This window comes from Pontibacillus salicampi (assembly GCF_042434395.1).
In the GTDB taxonomy this organism is placed as follows: domain Bacteria; phylum Bacillota; class Bacilli; order Bacillales; family BH030062; genus Pontibacillus; species Pontibacillus salicampi.
In genome coordinates, this window is the sequence record NZ_JBHLTP010000021.1 from 45,926 (window position 1) to 60,457 (window position 14,532).

Consider the following 14,532-nt stretch of genomic DNA (forward strand, 5'->3'; position numbering starts at 1 on the left):
CTGTAATATGAGAGCGAGGGGAACATTTTGAATTTAATCTTAATGGGTCCTCCCGGGGCCGGAAAAGGCACCCAGGCGGAAAGAATTGTTGAAAAATATGAAATCCCTCATATCTCAACAGGAGATATGTTCCGTTCTGCGATCAAAGAAGGAACACAGCTAGGAAAAGAAGCGAAGTCCTATATGGACGCTGGAGAGCTTGTACCGGATAAAGTAACAATAGGTATAGTTCGAGAGCGACTTGCCAAAGATGATTGTAAAGAAGGCTTTTTGCTTGATGGTTTTCCAAGAACCATTGCACAAGCTGATGCATTAGAAACTATATTATCAGATTTAGGTACTACACTTGATTATGTACTTTATATCGACGTTGATACTGAACAACTTATTGAACGCTTGACCGGTCGTCGTGTATGTCCGACATGTGGGGCAACGTACCACGTGAAATACAACCCTCCACAAGTGGAAGGAAAATGTGATCACGATGGTTCTGATCTCATTCAACGTGATGACGACAAACCAGAGACAGTTCGTAAGCGTCTGGAAGTCAGCTTGGAGAACACGCAGCCTCTATTAAACTTCTATGAAGATAAAGGCTATCTTGTTACCATTGATGGCGACCAGGACATCGATAAAGTATTCCAGGATGTTGACCAAAAGCTCGGAGGATTAGCTGAATGATCATTACGAAGACACCACGCGAAATCGACATCATGCGTCACGCAGGTAAAATCGTTGCGCTAACGCACCAAGAATTGCAAAAGCATATTAAACCTGGTGTTACCACCCAGTATTTGGATGATATAGCAGACAAATTCATCCGCGATATGGATGCAATTCCTTCTTTTAAAGGGTATAATGGGTTCCGTGGTAGTATTTGTGTTTCCGTGAACGAAGAGCTTGTTCATGGTATCCCTAGTGAGCGCGTCTTGAATGATGGAGATATTATCTCTATTGATATTGGCGCTAAATACAAAGGATATCATGGTGATTCAGCCTGGACTTACCCCGTAGGGGAGATCGATGAAGAGACGCAGGAATTGCTAGATGTTACAGAAGAAAGCCTATTTAAAGGACTCAACGAAGCAAAGCCCGCTGTTCGGTTATCCAACATCTCTCATGCGATACAGTCATATGTAGAGCCTAAAGGCTTTTCAATTGTTAGGGAATATGTTGGTCATGGTGTCGGGCAGGACCTGCACGAAGATCCGCAAATTCCACACTTTGGGCCTCCTAATAAAGGTCCTAGGTTAAAGCCAGGAATGGTATTAGCAATTGAGCCAATGGTCAATGCAGGTGAACGGTACGTGAAAACACTTGATGACAATTGGACGGTAGTAACAGAGGATGGTAAGATGTGTGCTCATTTTGAACACACGATTGCTATTACAGAAGATGGTTTTGAAATTCTAACTAAAGCCTAAGTGAAGGTGATCGTTGTTGAACGAATCGGAGTCGAGTCCAGCACGATTGGGTCAAGTTGTTCGTGTCTTACAGGGGCGTGAAGTAGAGCAATTCATGATAATCATCGATATAATAGATGATCGTTTTTTGCTGCTTGCTGACGGAGAGAAGAGAAAGTATGATCGTCCTAAAAAGAAAAACGTTCAGCATATTGAACTGATGGATTATGTCTCTCCAGAAGTCCAAAATAGCCTTCTAGAAACTGGTCGCGTAACGAATGGCAAACTACGCTTTGCCTTATCAAAATTTGGAAATGAAGTAGTGACTGATCTGAAGAAGGGAGATCAACTCGATGGCGAAAGAAGATGTAATTGAAGTAGAAGGTACCGTTATTGACACATTGCCGAACGCAATGTTTAAAGTGGAGTTAGAAAACGGTCATACTGTGCTAGCCCATGTTTCCGGTAAAATTCGTATGAACTTCATTCGTATTTTGCCTGGCGACAAAGTGACGGTTGAACTTTCTCCTTATGACTTAACAAGAGGACGTATTACCTATCGCTATAAATAGCGTAAAATACTCCGTCTAAAAGGAGGTATGGATGATGAAGGTAAGAGCATCTGTAAAACCAATTTGCGAAAAATGCAAAGTTGTCCGTCGTAAAGGAAAAGTAATGGTTATCTGTGATAACCCTAAGCATAAACAAAAACAAGGTTAATCAATAAGGAGGTGCGAAACTATGGCACGTGTAGCAGGTATAGATATTCCACGTGACAAGCGTGTAGTTATCTCTCTAACGTATGTATATGGTGTTGGTCATACAACAGCAAAGAGCGTACTAGCTGAAGCTGGTGTTTCTCAAAACACTCGCGTTCGTGATCTTACAGAAGACGAACTAGCTAGCATCCGTAAAGCGCTAGAGAATTTCACAGTAGAAGGTGATCTTCGCCGTGAAGAATCCCTTGATATTAAACGTCTAATCGAAATCGGCTCCTACCGTGGAGTTCGTCACCGTCGTGGCCTTCCACTACGTGGACAAAAGACGAAGAACAACTCTCGTACGCGTAAAGGCCCACGTCGTACAGTAGCTAACAAGAAAAAATAAGTAAAGGAGGTAAGCTAACTCTATGGCACGTAAAACTAATACACGTAAAAAACGCGTGAAAAAGAATATAGAATCTGGTGTAGCTCACATTCGTTCTACATTCAACAACACAATTGTTTCTATTACTGATGTTCAAGGTAACGTAATTAGCTGGAGCAGTTCTGGTTCCCTAGGTTTCAAAGGTTCCCGTAAATCTACTCCTTTCGCAGCCCAAATGGCAGCGGAAGCAGCAGCGAAAGCGTCTCAGGAACACGGAATGAAAACTCTAGAAGTAACAGTTAAAGGCCCTGGTGCAGGTCGTGAAGCGGCTATCCGTTCTCTACAAGCAGCAGGACTAGAGGTTACAGCCATTCGTGACGTTACGCCAGTACCTCACAATGGATGCCGTCCACCAAAACGTCGTCGTGTGTAATTTACCTGTATAGAATTTGTCACCCTGTCTATAATGGGTTATGATAGCTATTAAACAGCATCGACAAAAGCAAAAAAAGAGAAGCGCATAAATCGGGGACTGCCTACCTGAGGAATTTCGGTTAGACTGTGGGTCTAACCGAGGTTTCGACGTTTTGAAGGAGGGTTATATTTAATGATCGAAATTGAAAAGCCAAAAATTGAAACGGTTGAGATCAGCGATGATGCAACATTTGGAAAGTTCGTCGTCGAACCGCTTGAACGTGGGTATGGTACTACACTTGGAAACTCCTTGCGTCGTATCCTATTATCCTCACTTCCTGGCGCAGCTGTAACATCAGTTGAAATTGATAGTGTTCTCCATGAGTTCTCTACTATCGATGGTGTTGTAGAAGACGTTACTACTATCATTATTAATCTGAAGAAGCTTGCAATGAAGATTTATTCAGAAGAAACGAAGACGTTAGAGATTGATGTTCAGGGAGAAGGATCAGTTACGGCAGCAGATATTACGCATGATAGTGATGTTGAGATTCTAAACCCTGATATTCACATTGCTACTCTGCAAACTAACGCTAGTTTACGTATGCGTATTACTGCAGAAAAAGGACGTGGGTATCGTCCGGCTGAAGCAAACAAACGCGATGATAGACCAATTGGTGTTATCCCAGTTGATTCCATCTTCACACCAATCACTCGTGCAACCTACCAAGTAGAAAATACTCGTGTAGGTCAGGTAACAAATTTTGATAAGCTGACGTTAGACGTTTGGACTGACGGAAGCATTCGACCAGAAGAAGCAGTATCTTTAGGTGCTAAGATTTATATGGAACACCTAAATATTTTTGTTGGACTTACTGATGAAGCTCAGAAGGCTGAAATAATGGTAGAAAAAGAAGAGGACCAGAAAGAAAAGGTTCTTGAAATGACTATCGAAGAACTGGACTTATCCGTACGTTCTTACAACTGCCTGAAGCGTGCAGGAATCAATACGGTTCAAGAACTAGCTCAGAAATCCGAAGAGGATATGATGAAGGTTCGTAATCTTGGCCGTAAATCCCTGGAAGAAGTGAAGCATAAGCTTCATGAGCTTGGCTTAGGCTTACGTAAAGATGATTAAAATAGATTAATTGCGATAGAGATTTGCTGTAAAGGAGGGAACTGACATGGCTAGAAAACTAGGTCGTACAACTGACGTTCGTATGGCATTGCTACGTAACCTTGCAACTGACCTGATCATTCATGAACGCATTGAAACAACAGAAGCGAAAGCGAAAGAGCTACGTTCTGTAGTGGATAAAATGATCACTCTAGGTAAACGTGGTGATCTACATGCCCGTCGTCAGGCTGAATCATTCTTATACAATGAAAAAGCAGAAGACAGTGAACAAACTGCACTTCAAAAGCTATTCACTGACATCGCTCCCCGTTATGAAGAGCGCCAAGGTGGTTACACTCGCGTGTTAAAACTAGGTGAACGTAAAGGTGACGGTGCAAAAACAGCGATTATCGAGTTAGTATAATCCTTGTTAGAAAAGGGCAGGAGCAAATCTCATTCGAGGTTAATCCCAGCCCTTTTTTTTTAGGGTTACGGGTTCCAGGCTCTGTTTTTATGGAGGGGCCTGGATGGTCCGATCCTAATAAGGGATGGGAGTAGAGAAGAGGAGGGGTGAGATGGAGCGTGGTTTTTTGTCTTTCCAAGACGTATCGTTTCGCTATCAGGAAGACCAGCCCAATATACTCAAGCAATTGAATATGACTATCCACCCCAATGAGTGGGTTGCGATAATCGGCCACAACGGTTCTGGAAAATCTACCATCGCTAAGCTGATGAATGGATTGCTGTTCCCACAGGAAGGGCAAATTGTAGTAGACGATTTATCCTTACAGGAAGAGAATATATGGTCGATTCGCAAAAAAGTAGGAATGGTGTTTCAAAACCCTGACAACCAATTTGTTGGTACTACTGTCGTGGATGATGTCGCCTTCGGGTTAGAGAATCATGGAGTGCCCCGTGAAGAGATGATTGAGCGTATTAATTCCAGCCTGGAAGCAGTTGGAATGACAGAATATAAAAATCATGAACCCCATCGTCTATCTGGGGGACAGAAACAGAGAGTTGCGATTGCAAGTGTACTGGCAGTTGCCCCTGAAATGATAATTCTGGATGAGGCTACGGCTATGCTAGATCCCTATGGCAGAAGAGAAATTATGAGTACCATTCATCATCTTCGGAGTCAAAGAGACGTTTCCGTTGTCACCATTACCCATGATGTGAACGAAGTAACCCTTGCTGATCGAGTCATCGTCATGAATAAGGGTGAAATATGGTATGAGGGTACACCAAGGGACGTGTTTGCTAAGAAATCAGAGCTGCACGATATTGGTCTTGGAGTTCCTCTTGTTACGCAGGTAGCCCATGAACTAAAGGAGCTTGGCTTAACGATGGAAGAAGAACCTATAACTCATAAGGAATTGGTAGATGTACTATGGAAATCACATTCGACAAAGTAAGCTATATATACCAACCCAATACACCTTTTGAACACAAAGCCTTAAACGATGTTTCCTTTACTATTCCGTCCGGATCTTTTGTGGCGATTATTGGTCATACTGGTTCTGGTAAGTCAACACTCCTTCAACATTTAAATGGTCTGCTCTCCCCAACACATGGTGAAGTAAGTATTGGAGAATTCACTCTGAAGTCAGATGCAAAGAATAAACAGCTGAAGAGCTTACGAAAGCATGTAGGGGTTGTGTTTCAATATCCCGAGCATCAACTGTTTGAGGAAACGATTTACAAGGATATAGCCTTTGGACCTTCTAACTTCGGTGTGGAGGAAAAAGAGATAGACGAACGAATTTATACTTCTTTGCAGGCCGTGGGGTTGTCATCAGATATGCTGGAGCGGTCTCCATTTGATTTAAGTGGCGGTCAAATGCGTCGTGTTGCGATTGCAGGTGTGCTCGCCATGAATCCAGAAGTACTTGTGCTGGATGAACCGACTGCTGGACTTGACCCTAAAGGACAGACCGATATTATGGATATGTTTTATGACTTGCACCATGATAAAGGGTTAACCACTGTTTTAGTGACCCATAGCATGGAGGATGCTCTTGCATATGCTGATCATGTTATCGTGATGGATCACGGTGAGGTGTACATGCAAGGTAGTCCCTTAGAGGTATTCACACAGAAGCTGCAATTAAATAAGGTTGGTTTAGAAGTGCCAGAGGTCATTGAACTAATTACTACATTGAATGATGAACTTGGCATGACGATGGAGTACCAAGGTCAGTCCCTTAAAGAAATAGCAGCAGCTCTATTGGAGCAGGTAAAGAAGGGGGCTGCGACTTATGAATAACTCTATGGTTATTGGTCAATACGTGCCGGGAGAGTCGTTTATCCATCGGTTAGATCCGAGGACTAAGATATCAATCATTTTCTTCTTTGTTATTATCGTGTTCTTGGCTAACTCTCTAGCTAGCTATACGCTGCTGACTCTTTTTGCTATATGTAGTGTAGTGATAACTAGAATTCCACTTGGATTTATATCGAAAGGGCTAAAGCCCGTATGGTTTATTATTATTTTTACATTTCTCCTCCACGTCTTTATGACCAAAGAGGGAGAAGTAATGTTTGAGTTATTCTCTTACCCGATTTATTCGGGTGCTTTAGTACAAGGAGTGTCCATCTCCTTACGATTCTTTCTATTAATATTAGTCACCTCCATGCTTACACTCACCACGACCCCCATTTCCATAACAGACGCGGTGGAGGATTTGTTAGGTCCGTTGAAGAAGGTTCGTTTTCCTGTTCATGAGCTAGCATTAATGATGTCGATTTCTTTACGTTTCATACCGACCTTAATGCAAGAAACAGAGAAGATTTCTAAAGCCCAGGCTTCAAGAGGTGTTGATTTTCGCAGTGGTCCGATTAAAGAACGAGTAAAAGCTGTAGTTCCTTTGCTGGTTCCGCTGTTTGTCAGTGCCTTTAAACGGGCAGAGGAACTAGCAATGGCGATGGAAGCTAGAGGGTATCAAGGTGGAGAAGGACGAACCAAGCTCCGTGAATTAAAGCTTGAAACGAAGGATTTTTTAGCTTTAGGATTATTTATCCTTTTAGTGATTGGATTATTTTTTACAAGGAACTAGAGGCGAATGATCATGGAACGATTAAAGTGTGTGATTCAATATGACGGGACAAATTATTCCGGGTTTCAAATACAGCCTAATGGAGTTACCATTCAGGGGAAAATAGAACAGGCACTGACCAAGATGCATAAGGGAGAGTATATCCGCGTGATTCCTTCTGGAAGAACCGATAAGGGCGTTCATGCAATGGGACAGGTCATTCATTTCGATACCACTATACAAATTGAAGCCTTTAAGTGGAAACGTGCATTGCAAACTCTCCTCCCAGCCGATATCAAGGTGAAGAGCGTAGAGAAGGCTGAGAAAACGTTCCACGCCCAACATGATACCATCGGGAAAGAGTATCGCTACTTTGTACTGCATCAAAAGGAAACAGATATCTTCAGACGACATTATACCTATCATGTACCATTTGATTTAGATGTAGCAGCGATACAGGAGGCATGCACCTATGTGCTTGGAACACACGATTTCACCTCCTTTTGCTCCATGAAGACCCACATAAAAGGAGAGAAGGTAAGAACTATTTCAGAGGCTTCCTGTATAAAGGAAGGAAATGAATTAATCTTTACTTTTAAAGGAGACGGATTTTTGTACAACATGGTCCGAATTCTGGTGGGGACTTTTCTAGCAGTCGGCAAAGGTTATTTTCAGCCGGAGGATGTTAGAGAAATGTTGGAGGCAAAGGATAGGACGAAATCGGGCATGACAGCTCCTGCTAACGGATTATTTCTATGGGATGTCTTATACAAATAAAAACAACGTGTCCTGGCGTAACATTTTCTTGACATTAGGTGTCATTCTATTATAATATAATCTATGGCATTTTATTTCTAAACCATGATTAGCCCCGGAAATCTAATTGTGTTAAGGATAAAATAAAACGAACGAATATATAAACATTTAGGAGGGAACCGACCAATGCGCTCAACTTTTATGGCAAATGAGAACAACATTGAACGTAAATGGTATGTTGTGGATGCGGAAGGCCAGACTCTAGGCCGCTTGGCTAGTGAAGTAGCTACTATCCTACGTGGTAAAAACAAGCCAACCTACACACCACACGTTGATACCGGTGATCACGTAATCATCGTAAACGCAGAAAAAGTTCATCTTACAGGTAAAAAGATCTATGACAAAATGTATTATAACCACTCTAACTACCCAGGTGGATTGAGAACTCGTTCCGCATACGAAATGCGTACGAAGTATCCTCGTGAAATGATCGAGACAGCTGTTAAAGGAATGCTTCCTGGAAACAGACTAGGTCGTCAAATGGGCAAGAAATTGCATGTATATGCTGGTCCAGAACACAAGCATGAAGCACAAAAACCAGAAGCACTTGAGCTTCGCGGATAATCAAAGGAGGTAAATATAGTGGCACAAGTTCAATACTACGGTACTGGTCGTCGTAAGACCTCTACTGCTCGTGTACGCCTTGTACCAGGTACAGGTCGTCTTGTAATTAACAACGTCGATGCAGAAGACTATTTCCCATATGAAACTTTACGCATGATTACTAAACAGCCTCTAGCTATTACTGAGACTGAAGGTAATTACGATATCCTTGTAAATGTACACGGAGGAGGCTTCACTGGTCAAGCTGGTGCAATTCGTCACGGTGTGGCGCGTGCGCTTCTAGAAGCTGATCCAGAATACCGCACTCCACTTAAGCGTGCAGGTCTACTAACTCGTGACCCTCGTAAGAAAGAGCGTAAGAAATACGGTCTTAAGAAAGCACGTCGTGCACCACAATTCTCTAAGCGTTAATCGTATCGCTTATATACAAAACCTCAGGTCCTTATCGGTCCTGGGGTTTTTTTATGTCCTCATACCCGCCCATTTCTTCCAATTAAGGGAACTGTGATAGGAAAGAATGGTTTAGCAGCTTACCGAATACACTAAATGGCAAGCGGAGGTGAAGCGGTATGTCTGTTGTACCATTAGAACAGCTTCGATTAAATAAACAATTAGCATTTGAACGTAATTTATTGCGTGAGCTTACTTTAGATGAGGTTCAAAAAGATGTAGAAGGCAGCTTTCGGTCTTTATTCCTTTCCTATTACGTTTATGATACAGCTATTCGAGAAGAAGCCGTAGAGCAGGCTATGGAAGCCTATTTACTAGGTGCAGAAGCTAGTCAATATCTGTGCAATGGAGATGACGTAAAGGAAGTCAGTAGCCGATACAGAGTAGAGCTGGATACAATCGTTTATGATTTTTATGACTATCTAGATTATTGGCAGGAGGCTACAGCTCGAAATGGGTGGTTTGCGTTGCGGGGAGAGAGAATTTGTCGAGATTTTTTTCAGAGATGGTGGACGCTTGGAATGGAGAAGGGAAAGATAAGACGTCGCCTTAAGCTTGATTAATGTTGCATAAATCCCATCCTTGTCCCATATATTGAGGAATAGTTAGGGAGGGGGAGCAAGGATGGGGAAATATTATAAGATACTAAGCTGGATTATTGGCGTTTGTGTTCTTATTTTTTTAATACGCTATCCTTTGGAGATAAATGACTCATGGAAAACCTGGTCACTGCCGCTAGCAGGAAAAACGATTGTCATTGATCCTGGGCATGGTGGAGTGGATGGAGGGGCAGTTGGGGCAGACGAAACGCTTGAGAAAGATATCGCGTTAGCCGTGTCCAAACAGCTTCGTGATTACCTTCAACAAGGCGGAGCTATCGTTCATTTAACGAGGGAGAATGATACAGACCTGGCTGATGAGGAAGAAAGTAGCTTGTCGCGCCGGAAATCACAGGATATCCGAAGACGGGTGGAGTTTATTAATGGGAAGGATGCTGATTTTTATGTGAGCATTCATTTAAATGCGATTCCATCAGCAAAATGGCACGGTGCGCAATCCTTTTACAATCCATCTTCCCCGGAAAGTGAAAAGCTTGCTAAATTCATACAGACAGAGATACGAAGAAACTTAGAAAATACAAATAGGACAGCACTAGCTATGAGTAATATTTATTTGGTGAAGCATGCTGCTATTCCAGGATCGCTCGTAGAGATCGGTTTTCTTTCGAATGCCCATGAACGAGATTTGCTTAAGACAAAGGCCTACCAACGAAAGGTAGCTGCGTCTATTTATGAAGGAATTTTACGGTATGCTACAGAGGAGGAAGCTCCCGAGATCACTAATTAACTCTGAAAATTTCTACAAATCAAGCGTCGTCTTTCCAATAGCGAGTGGAAGATATGTTATACTTGCCTATAGAATCTAAAAAAGGTTGGTGACACCCTTGCTAACGAAAGAACAAATTATAGAATTACTAAATCCTATTAAAGATCCTCATTTACATACGCCGCTTAAGGAAACCGGTGGAATCGATGAAATAACCATTAAGGAAGAGAAGAATCACGTTAGTGTGAAAATCAATATCGCTCAGCCCAATACAGCAGAGCAGATGCAATTACAACAAGAAATTGTAAACGTTTTAAAGGAAGGTGGAGCGGAAACGGTAGGCTTACGGTTCCACCAGCTGTCAGAGGAAGTGATGAAGCAATTTGCTGAATCTGCTGGCGAGGAAGGCGGCTCTATTTTAGAAAGAGGTAACACTACCTTTATCGGCATAGCCAGCGGTAAAGGGGGAGTTGGTAAATCAACGGTGACAGTCAATCTGGCGACTTCTTTAGCCCGATTAGGAAAAAGGGTTGGGATTATTGATGCGGATATTTATGGCTTTAGTGTACCTGATATGATGGGAGTGGAAGAGCGGCCTGTTGTTCGTGGGGAAACGATTATCCCCGTAGAGCGCTTTGGCGTGAAGCTTATATCTATGGGCTTCTTCGTGGAGGACAACTCCCCTATTATTTGGCGTGGACCAATGCTTGGGAAAATGCTGACAAGCTTCTTTAAAGAGGTAGAATGGGGCGATTTAGACTATCTTCTCATTGATCTCCCGCCAGGCACGGGTGACGTAGCTCTGGATTTACACTCTATGCTGCCATCCTGCAAAGAAGTCATCGTCACGACACCTCACCCAACAGCAGCATTCGTTGCAGCAAGAGCAGGGCAAATGGCGATTAAAACGGAGCATGAATTAGTTGGAGTTATCGAGAATATGGCTTACTTTGAAAGCAAAGTAACAGGACAGAAGGAATATGTATTTGGGCAAGGCGGAGGCCCGAAGCTTGCAGAACAGTTAGAGACCGAAGTGTTAGGTCAAATACCATTGCAGCAGCCATATGAGGAGGAAGATATCTTTGCTCCTGGTGTGTATCAAGCGGATCATCCAACAGGACAAATTTTCTTGAATATTGCCAACAAGATGGTTCAAAAAATGGAAGCATAAAAAAATCCTGGCTCTTTTTTATAGAAGAGCCGGGATTTTCTATGTTGAAGGGAGTATTACCGATTACATGATGCCATTTAGGATTAAGAGCCTCCACCGGAACCGGAACCTGACTTCTCAGATTCTTCTCCTCCACTGCTGCCTTCACCACTCTGGCTTTGTTGCCCTCCACCTTCCTGCCCACCGGACTCTTGGGAAGTGGATTGCATTTCTTCTGCGGCCTTTAAGACGATGTCGCTCATTTTCGCTTTAAACATAGGGGTGTTCATTGATTCTTCGATGGTTTTCTCAAGATGCTCTCTAAACTTTTGACTAGTCATGACAGTCAACATCTGTTCCGTAATCTCAGGATTTTGCAAAATCTCCAACATACTCTTTTGGTATTCTGAATCTTTCATGAGATCCTTGGTTAGCTTCTTTTGTTCCTCCGTCATTGATTCCGTAAAGGTCTTGGAAAACTCTGGATCTTCAAACATCTTACTCCAGAATTCCTTCCCTTTATCCGAAGTGATCGTTTCTTCAATGGATTGCTTCACCACATCGGATTCCATGATAACCTGCTGCTTCATGTTTTCGTCTTTTAGCACATCGGTAATAGCTTTTTTCCCATCATCTGTTTTCAATATATCGACCACCATCTTTTTGGTGGTTTCATAACCGGCTTGCTCGCCGCTCGAGGACGAATTTCCGGAACAAGCAGTTAAGAAAGTTAGTAAGGAAATGATAAGAATGAGGTTCTTCATCTTACCCATAAGAACACTCCTTTCATCTTTCGTCCCTACTGTTAATATTCGATATTCCAATAAAAATATGCAGGACAAACTAAGGAAAAAAGCGGCTCTTCATGATAAAATAGCAAAAGATGTGTTAATGCTCGAGCAATAAGCGAGAGTATATGCTGGAAATAGGGGGAACAATTGTGACTAGTCGTAAATGGGTAAGACTATTCCTGATGACATTGTTATGGGGTGGTGTTACCACACTAATCGTTAGCTTTTTCGTGAAAAATGACGCCTATATGGAAGCGCTACAGCCATTCAATGCTTTTGGGCTATTGGGAGTCGTGCTTACCTTCTTAGGGTTTGGTTTTATATTTAGCATTATTAGTCAAATGGGTTTTTTCGCATATTTGACTGTCCATCAATTTGGACTTGGTGTATTTAAGCAGTCATGGACATTAATACAAATAGGGCTTATCGTATTTGCCTTATTTGATTTGGTGTACTTCCGTTATCGAAACGCAGCAGAAGATGCCAGTATATGGCCCTTCTTCCTTGCTCCGGTTCTATTGTTACTATTTTCTCTTATAGTAGCGAGGAAAAAGGCAAAGGAGACCAATGAAAAAGCGTTTATTCCAGCACTATTCTTTATGGTAGTGGTAACGTCCGTCGAATGGGTGCCTGCCTTGAGAGTAGCCGATCAGGACTGGACAACGCTGATGATTTTCCCACTGCTACTGTGTAATACGTATCAAGTGCTGTTGCTTCATAGGATAAATCCGCCAGCCAGTACACAAGCGCAGCAGCCGTCCTCGAAGGGATCTGCCACAAAGAATAAAAAGAAAAAGAAGAGCAAGCGTTAAGTCGCTTGCTCTTCCTTATTGTACCGGAGCGGATTGGGCTTTTGCTTTAGAGATAAGCTCTGATATAGAAACAAACCCATACCCTTTCCCTTTCACCCCAGGTATAATTGTCTCTAACGCCTTATTTGTTTGTTTAACAGAATCAGATGCGTGTAAGAGAATAATGTCACCGCCCTTTGTCTTTTTCAATACCTCATCAATAATAATTTGAGTACCAGGATTATCATAATCCTTAGGATTCACACTCCATTGAATAACCTGAAAACCGAGTGTGTCCGCAAGCTTCAGCACTTCTTTATTAAAGTGACCGCTTGGTGTACGTAGAAGGGTAATATCCTCATATCCCAGCTTACGAAATACCTCCTTGGCGTAGAGGAGATCCTTTTTCACCTGAGTAATATCCTGCTTTAAGTAACTTTTATATCGGTACCCCATCATACCTAACTCATGTCCGTCTTCTACGATTCGTTTAACAATTTCAGGGTGACGCTCTGCCCATTCTCCGCTTACAAAAAAAGTAGAGGTGACCTTGTTTTGCTCTAACGTATCGAGAATAGGATAGACTTCCTCCTGTCCCCAGCTAATGTTAAATGTAAGAGACACATCCTTGCCTGCCTTGCCACTACTAATTAATGCTCTAGGACCTTCATCTGTAGAGAATACAGAAAAAGCTCCTTCTCGTTCTATCCATAAAAATATAGCGCAAAAAAGAGCAGCCACAATAACCAATCCCCATTTTTTTATCCTTCTCCATTCCCATAAGTAGGCATCTTTCATGATAGTCCCCCCTCTTATATAAACCTTTCACTATAGAAATTCTATGAAGGAATAGGACAAATATGAACAAGCTTAAAGGATAAGGTTTTATATTTTGTAAATAAATGGACAAAATGAAAGGGAAGATGACAACTTACCACGAGGTGATCCCATTGTTAGGACTAATCATCAATGAAATCGAGCGTAAAGAAATGGAGTACTTACTTAAGAGGGAAATGGAAGAATTATTACATGATTTGAATGATCGCCATATAGAAGCATTGGTAAAAAGAGCAATGAGGGAACGGTATAGAATTCTGTTTAAATTGTTCAGAAGGTTTGCTACCGAAAAGGAATGTATCAAATATATACCTAAAAAAGATACGCTACATTAATATAGAATACGGATTTAATAAAATGCGGAAAAAGTATTGCATGGCCTAAAATCGTGTGCTATATTATTATCTGTTGTCATTGAGCCAACAACGGCCCAAACCACAACATTACAAAGAAATTAAATTTTCTTTTCATACGCTATTGACTCACACAAAACACCGTGATAAATTAGATAGCGTCGCAATAAACGAGGCGCTTTCAACGCAAGAGAGCACAAAAGAAATCAACAAAAAGTTGTTGACATCAATAGCTTCTCCTGCTAAAATGTAAAAGTCGCTTCAGACAAATAGTTGAACTTTGAAAACTGAACAAAACAACTTGTAAACAACCTGTTAATTTTTTAACATTAGCCAGTAATCATGTTCACATGATGTTAGGCGAACTCTTATGGAGAGTTTGATCCTGGCTCAGGACGA

At 41.9% G+C, this 14,532-nt stretch carries 22 protein-coding genes; 20 read left to right on the forward strand and 2 right to left on the reverse strand.

Annotation, left to right across the window (positions count from 1 at the left end; translation table 11 throughout):
* Positions 1 to 27 precede the first annotated feature (27 nt).
* From ACFFGV_RS19235 to salA, 18 genes are all read left to right on the forward strand, one after another.
* Positions 28 to 681 carry an adenylate kinase gene (locus ACFFGV_RS19235; RefSeq protein WP_377351380.1) on the forward strand — a complete coding sequence of 218 codons (654 nt, stop codon included), beginning with the start codon at positions 28 to 30 and terminating at the stop codon, positions 679 to 681.
* Positions 678 to 1,424 (forward strand): type I methionyl aminopeptidase, encoded by a 747-nt coding sequence (map, locus tag ACFFGV_RS19240; protein WP_377351382.1) that lies wholly within the window; start codon positions 678 to 680, stop codon positions 1,422 to 1,424. Before ACFFGV_RS19235 ends, map begins: the two co-directional genes overlap by 4 nt.
* A gap of 16 nt (positions 1,425 to 1,440) precedes the next feature.
* Positions 1,441 to 1,779 (forward strand): RNA-binding protein, encoded by a 339-nt coding sequence (locus tag ACFFGV_RS19245; RefSeq protein ID WP_377351384.1) that lies wholly within the window; start codon positions 1,441 to 1,443, stop codon positions 1,777 to 1,779.
* A complete protein-coding gene (gene infA, locus ACFFGV_RS19250; RefSeq protein WP_036835536.1) occupies positions 1,757 to 1,975 on the forward strand; it encodes a translation initiation factor IF-1 in 219 nt (72 codons plus the stop codon). The genes ACFFGV_RS19245 and infA overlap by 23 nt, the downstream gene beginning before the upstream one ends.
* A gap of 34 nt (positions 1,976 to 2,009) precedes the next feature.
* Positions 2,010 to 2,123, forward strand: coding sequence for a 50S ribosomal protein L36 (gene rpmJ / locus ACFFGV_RS19255; protein ID WP_036819759.1), 114 nt, complete (start codon positions 2,010 to 2,012; stop codon positions 2,121 to 2,123).
* Between the two features lie 21 nt (positions 2,124 to 2,144).
* Positions 2,145 to 2,510 (forward strand): 30S ribosomal protein S13, encoded by a 366-nt coding sequence (rpsM, locus tag ACFFGV_RS19260; protein ID WP_377351387.1) that lies wholly within the window; start codon positions 2,145 to 2,147, stop codon positions 2,508 to 2,510.
* Positions 2,511 to 2,532: 22 nt separating this feature from the next.
* Positions 2,533 to 2,922 (forward strand): 30S ribosomal protein S11, encoded by a 390-nt coding sequence (rpsK, locus tag ACFFGV_RS19265; protein WP_377351389.1) that lies wholly within the window; start codon positions 2,533 to 2,535, stop codon positions 2,920 to 2,922.
* 174 nt (positions 2,923 to 3,096) lie between these two features.
* Entirely contained in the window at positions 3,097 to 4,041 is a 945-nt protein-coding gene (locus tag ACFFGV_RS19270; RefSeq protein WP_377351391.1) for a DNA-directed RNA polymerase subunit alpha, read from the forward strand.
* Between the two features lie 46 nt (positions 4,042 to 4,087).
* Positions 4,088 to 4,444, forward strand: coding sequence for a 50S ribosomal protein L17 (rplQ, locus tag ACFFGV_RS19275; RefSeq protein ID WP_377351393.1), 357 nt, complete (start codon positions 4,088 to 4,090; stop codon positions 4,442 to 4,444).
* Between the two features lie 151 nt (positions 4,445 to 4,595).
* Positions 4,596 to 5,435 (forward strand): energy-coupling factor ABC transporter ATP-binding protein, encoded by an 840-nt coding sequence (locus ACFFGV_RS19280; protein ID WP_377351395.1) that lies wholly within the window; start codon positions 4,596 to 4,598, stop codon positions 5,433 to 5,435.
* A complete protein-coding gene (locus tag ACFFGV_RS19285) occupies positions 5,411 to 6,286 on the forward strand; it encodes an energy-coupling factor ABC transporter ATP-binding protein (RefSeq protein ID WP_377351397.1) in 876 nt (291 codons plus the stop codon). The genes ACFFGV_RS19280 and ACFFGV_RS19285 overlap by 25 nt, the downstream gene beginning before the upstream one ends.
* The gene (locus ACFFGV_RS19290; RefSeq protein ID WP_377351399.1) at positions 6,279 to 7,076 is read left to right on the forward strand and encodes an energy-coupling factor transporter transmembrane component T family protein; all 798 of its coding nucleotides are present in this window, start codon (positions 6,279 to 6,281) and stop codon (positions 7,074 to 7,076) included. The genes ACFFGV_RS19285 and ACFFGV_RS19290 overlap by 8 nt, the downstream gene beginning before the upstream one ends.
* A gap of 12 nt (positions 7,077 to 7,088) precedes the next feature.
* Entirely contained in the window at positions 7,089 to 7,832 is a 744-nt protein-coding gene (gene truA, locus ACFFGV_RS19295) for a tRNA pseudouridine(38-40) synthase TruA (protein ID WP_377351401.1), read from the forward strand.
* Positions 7,833 to 7,997: 165 nt separating this feature from the next.
* Positions 7,998 to 8,435: a 50S ribosomal protein L13 gene (gene rplM / locus ACFFGV_RS19300; protein WP_377351403.1), complete on the forward strand. Its 438-nt coding sequence runs from the start codon at positions 7,998 to 8,000 to the stop codon at positions 8,433 to 8,435.
* Between the two features lie 18 nt (positions 8,436 to 8,453).
* Complete coding sequence (gene rpsI / locus ACFFGV_RS19305; protein ID WP_377351405.1) at positions 8,454 to 8,846, forward strand: 30S ribosomal protein S9; 393 nt, start codon at positions 8,454 to 8,456, stop codon at positions 8,844 to 8,846.
* A 158-nt stretch (positions 8,847 to 9,004) separates the two neighbouring features.
* Positions 9,005 to 9,448 carry a DUF2521 family protein gene (locus tag ACFFGV_RS19310; RefSeq protein ID WP_377351407.1) on the forward strand — a complete coding sequence of 148 codons (444 nt, stop codon included), beginning with the start codon at positions 9,005 to 9,007 and terminating at the stop codon, positions 9,446 to 9,448.
* Between the two features lie 61 nt (positions 9,449 to 9,509).
* The gene (cwlD, locus tag ACFFGV_RS19315) at positions 9,510 to 10,232 is read left to right on the forward strand and encodes an N-acetylmuramoyl-L-alanine amidase CwlD (protein WP_377351409.1); all 723 of its coding nucleotides are present in this window, start codon (positions 9,510 to 9,512) and stop codon (positions 10,230 to 10,232) included.
* 97 nt (positions 10,233 to 10,329) lie between these two features.
* Complete coding sequence (gene salA, locus ACFFGV_RS19320) at positions 10,330 to 11,382, forward strand: iron-sulfur carrier protein/transcriptional regulator SalA (protein ID WP_377351411.1); 1,053 nt, start codon at positions 10,330 to 10,332, stop codon at positions 11,380 to 11,382.
* A gap of 83 nt (positions 11,383 to 11,465) precedes the next feature.
* Here salA and gerD read toward each other — a convergent pair whose 3' ends face one another.
* A complete protein-coding gene (gerD, locus tag ACFFGV_RS19325; protein WP_377351413.1) occupies positions 11,466 to 12,134 on the reverse strand; it encodes a spore germination lipoprotein GerD in 669 nt (222 codons plus the stop codon).
* Between the two features lie 167 nt (positions 12,135 to 12,301).
* On the opposite strand from gerD, the gene ACFFGV_RS19330 reads away from it, so the two are divergent.
* Positions 12,302 to 12,964 carry a KinB-signaling pathway activation protein gene (locus tag ACFFGV_RS19330; RefSeq protein ID WP_377351415.1) on the forward strand — a complete coding sequence of 221 codons (663 nt, stop codon included), beginning with the start codon at positions 12,302 to 12,304 and terminating at the stop codon, positions 12,962 to 12,964.
* Between the two features lie 15 nt (positions 12,965 to 12,979).
* On the opposite strand, the gene pdaB is transcribed toward ACFFGV_RS19330, so the two are convergent.
* Positions 12,980 to 13,741 carry a polysaccharide deacetylase family sporulation protein PdaB gene (pdaB, locus tag ACFFGV_RS19335; RefSeq protein WP_377351417.1) on the reverse strand — a complete coding sequence of 254 codons (762 nt, stop codon included), beginning with the start codon at positions 13,739 to 13,741 and terminating at the stop codon, positions 12,980 to 12,982.
* Positions 13,742 to 13,893: 152 nt separating this feature from the next.
* Between pdaB and ACFFGV_RS19340 the strand changes: the two genes are divergently transcribed.
* Entirely contained in the window at positions 13,894 to 14,115 is a 222-nt protein-coding gene (locus tag ACFFGV_RS19340; RefSeq protein WP_377351422.1) for a hypothetical protein, read from the forward strand.
* Positions 14,116 to 14,532: the final 417 nt, after the last annotated feature.

Coding starts and splice junctions, on each gene's coding strand:
- map (WP_377351382.1), top strand. CDS start 678: ATGATCATTACGAAGACACCACGCGAAATCGACATCATGCGTCACGCA.
- infA (WP_036835536.1), top strand. CDS start 1,757: ATGGCGAAAGAAGATGTAATTGAAGTAGAAGGTACCGTTATTGACACA.
- rpmJ (WP_036819759.1), top strand. CDS start 2,010: ATGAAGGTAAGAGCATCTGTAAAACCAATTTGCGAAAAATGCAAAGTT.
- rpsM (WP_377351387.1), top strand. CDS start 2,145: ATGGCACGTGTAGCAGGTATAGATATTCCACGTGACAAGCGTGTAGTT.
- rpsK (WP_377351389.1), top strand. CDS start 2,533: ATGGCACGTAAAACTAATACACGTAAAAAACGCGTGAAAAAGAATATA.
- ACFFGV_RS19270 (WP_377351391.1), top strand. CDS start 3,097: ATGATCGAAATTGAAAAGCCAAAAATTGAAACGGTTGAGATCAGCGAT.
- rplQ (WP_377351393.1), top strand. CDS start 4,088: ATGGCTAGAAAACTAGGTCGTACAACTGACGTTCGTATGGCATTGCTA.
- ACFFGV_RS19280 (WP_377351395.1), top strand. CDS start 4,596: ATGGAGCGTGGTTTTTTGTCTTTCCAAGACGTATCGTTTCGCTATCAG.
- ACFFGV_RS19285 (WP_377351397.1), top strand. CDS start 5,411: ATGGAAATCACATTCGACAAAGTAAGCTATATATACCAACCCAATACA.
- ACFFGV_RS19290 (WP_377351399.1), top strand. CDS start 6,279: ATGAATAACTCTATGGTTATTGGTCAATACGTGCCGGGAGAGTCGTTT.
- truA (WP_377351401.1), top strand. CDS start 7,089: ATGGAACGATTAAAGTGTGTGATTCAATATGACGGGACAAATTATTCC.
- rplM (WP_377351403.1), top strand. CDS start 7,998: ATGCGCTCAACTTTTATGGCAAATGAGAACAACATTGAACGTAAATGG.
- ACFFGV_RS19310 (WP_377351407.1), top strand. CDS start 9,005: ATGTCTGTTGTACCATTAGAACAGCTTCGATTAAATAAACAATTAGCA.
- cwlD (WP_377351409.1), top strand. CDS start 9,510: ATGGGGAAATATTATAAGATACTAAGCTGGATTATTGGCGTTTGTGTT.
- gerD (WP_377351413.1), bottom strand. CDS start 12,134: ATGGGTAAGATGAAGAACCTCATTCTTATCATTTCCTTACTAACTTTC.
- pdaB (WP_377351417.1), bottom strand. CDS start 13,741: ATGAAAGATGCCTACTTATGGGAATGGAGAAGGATAAAAAAATGGGGA.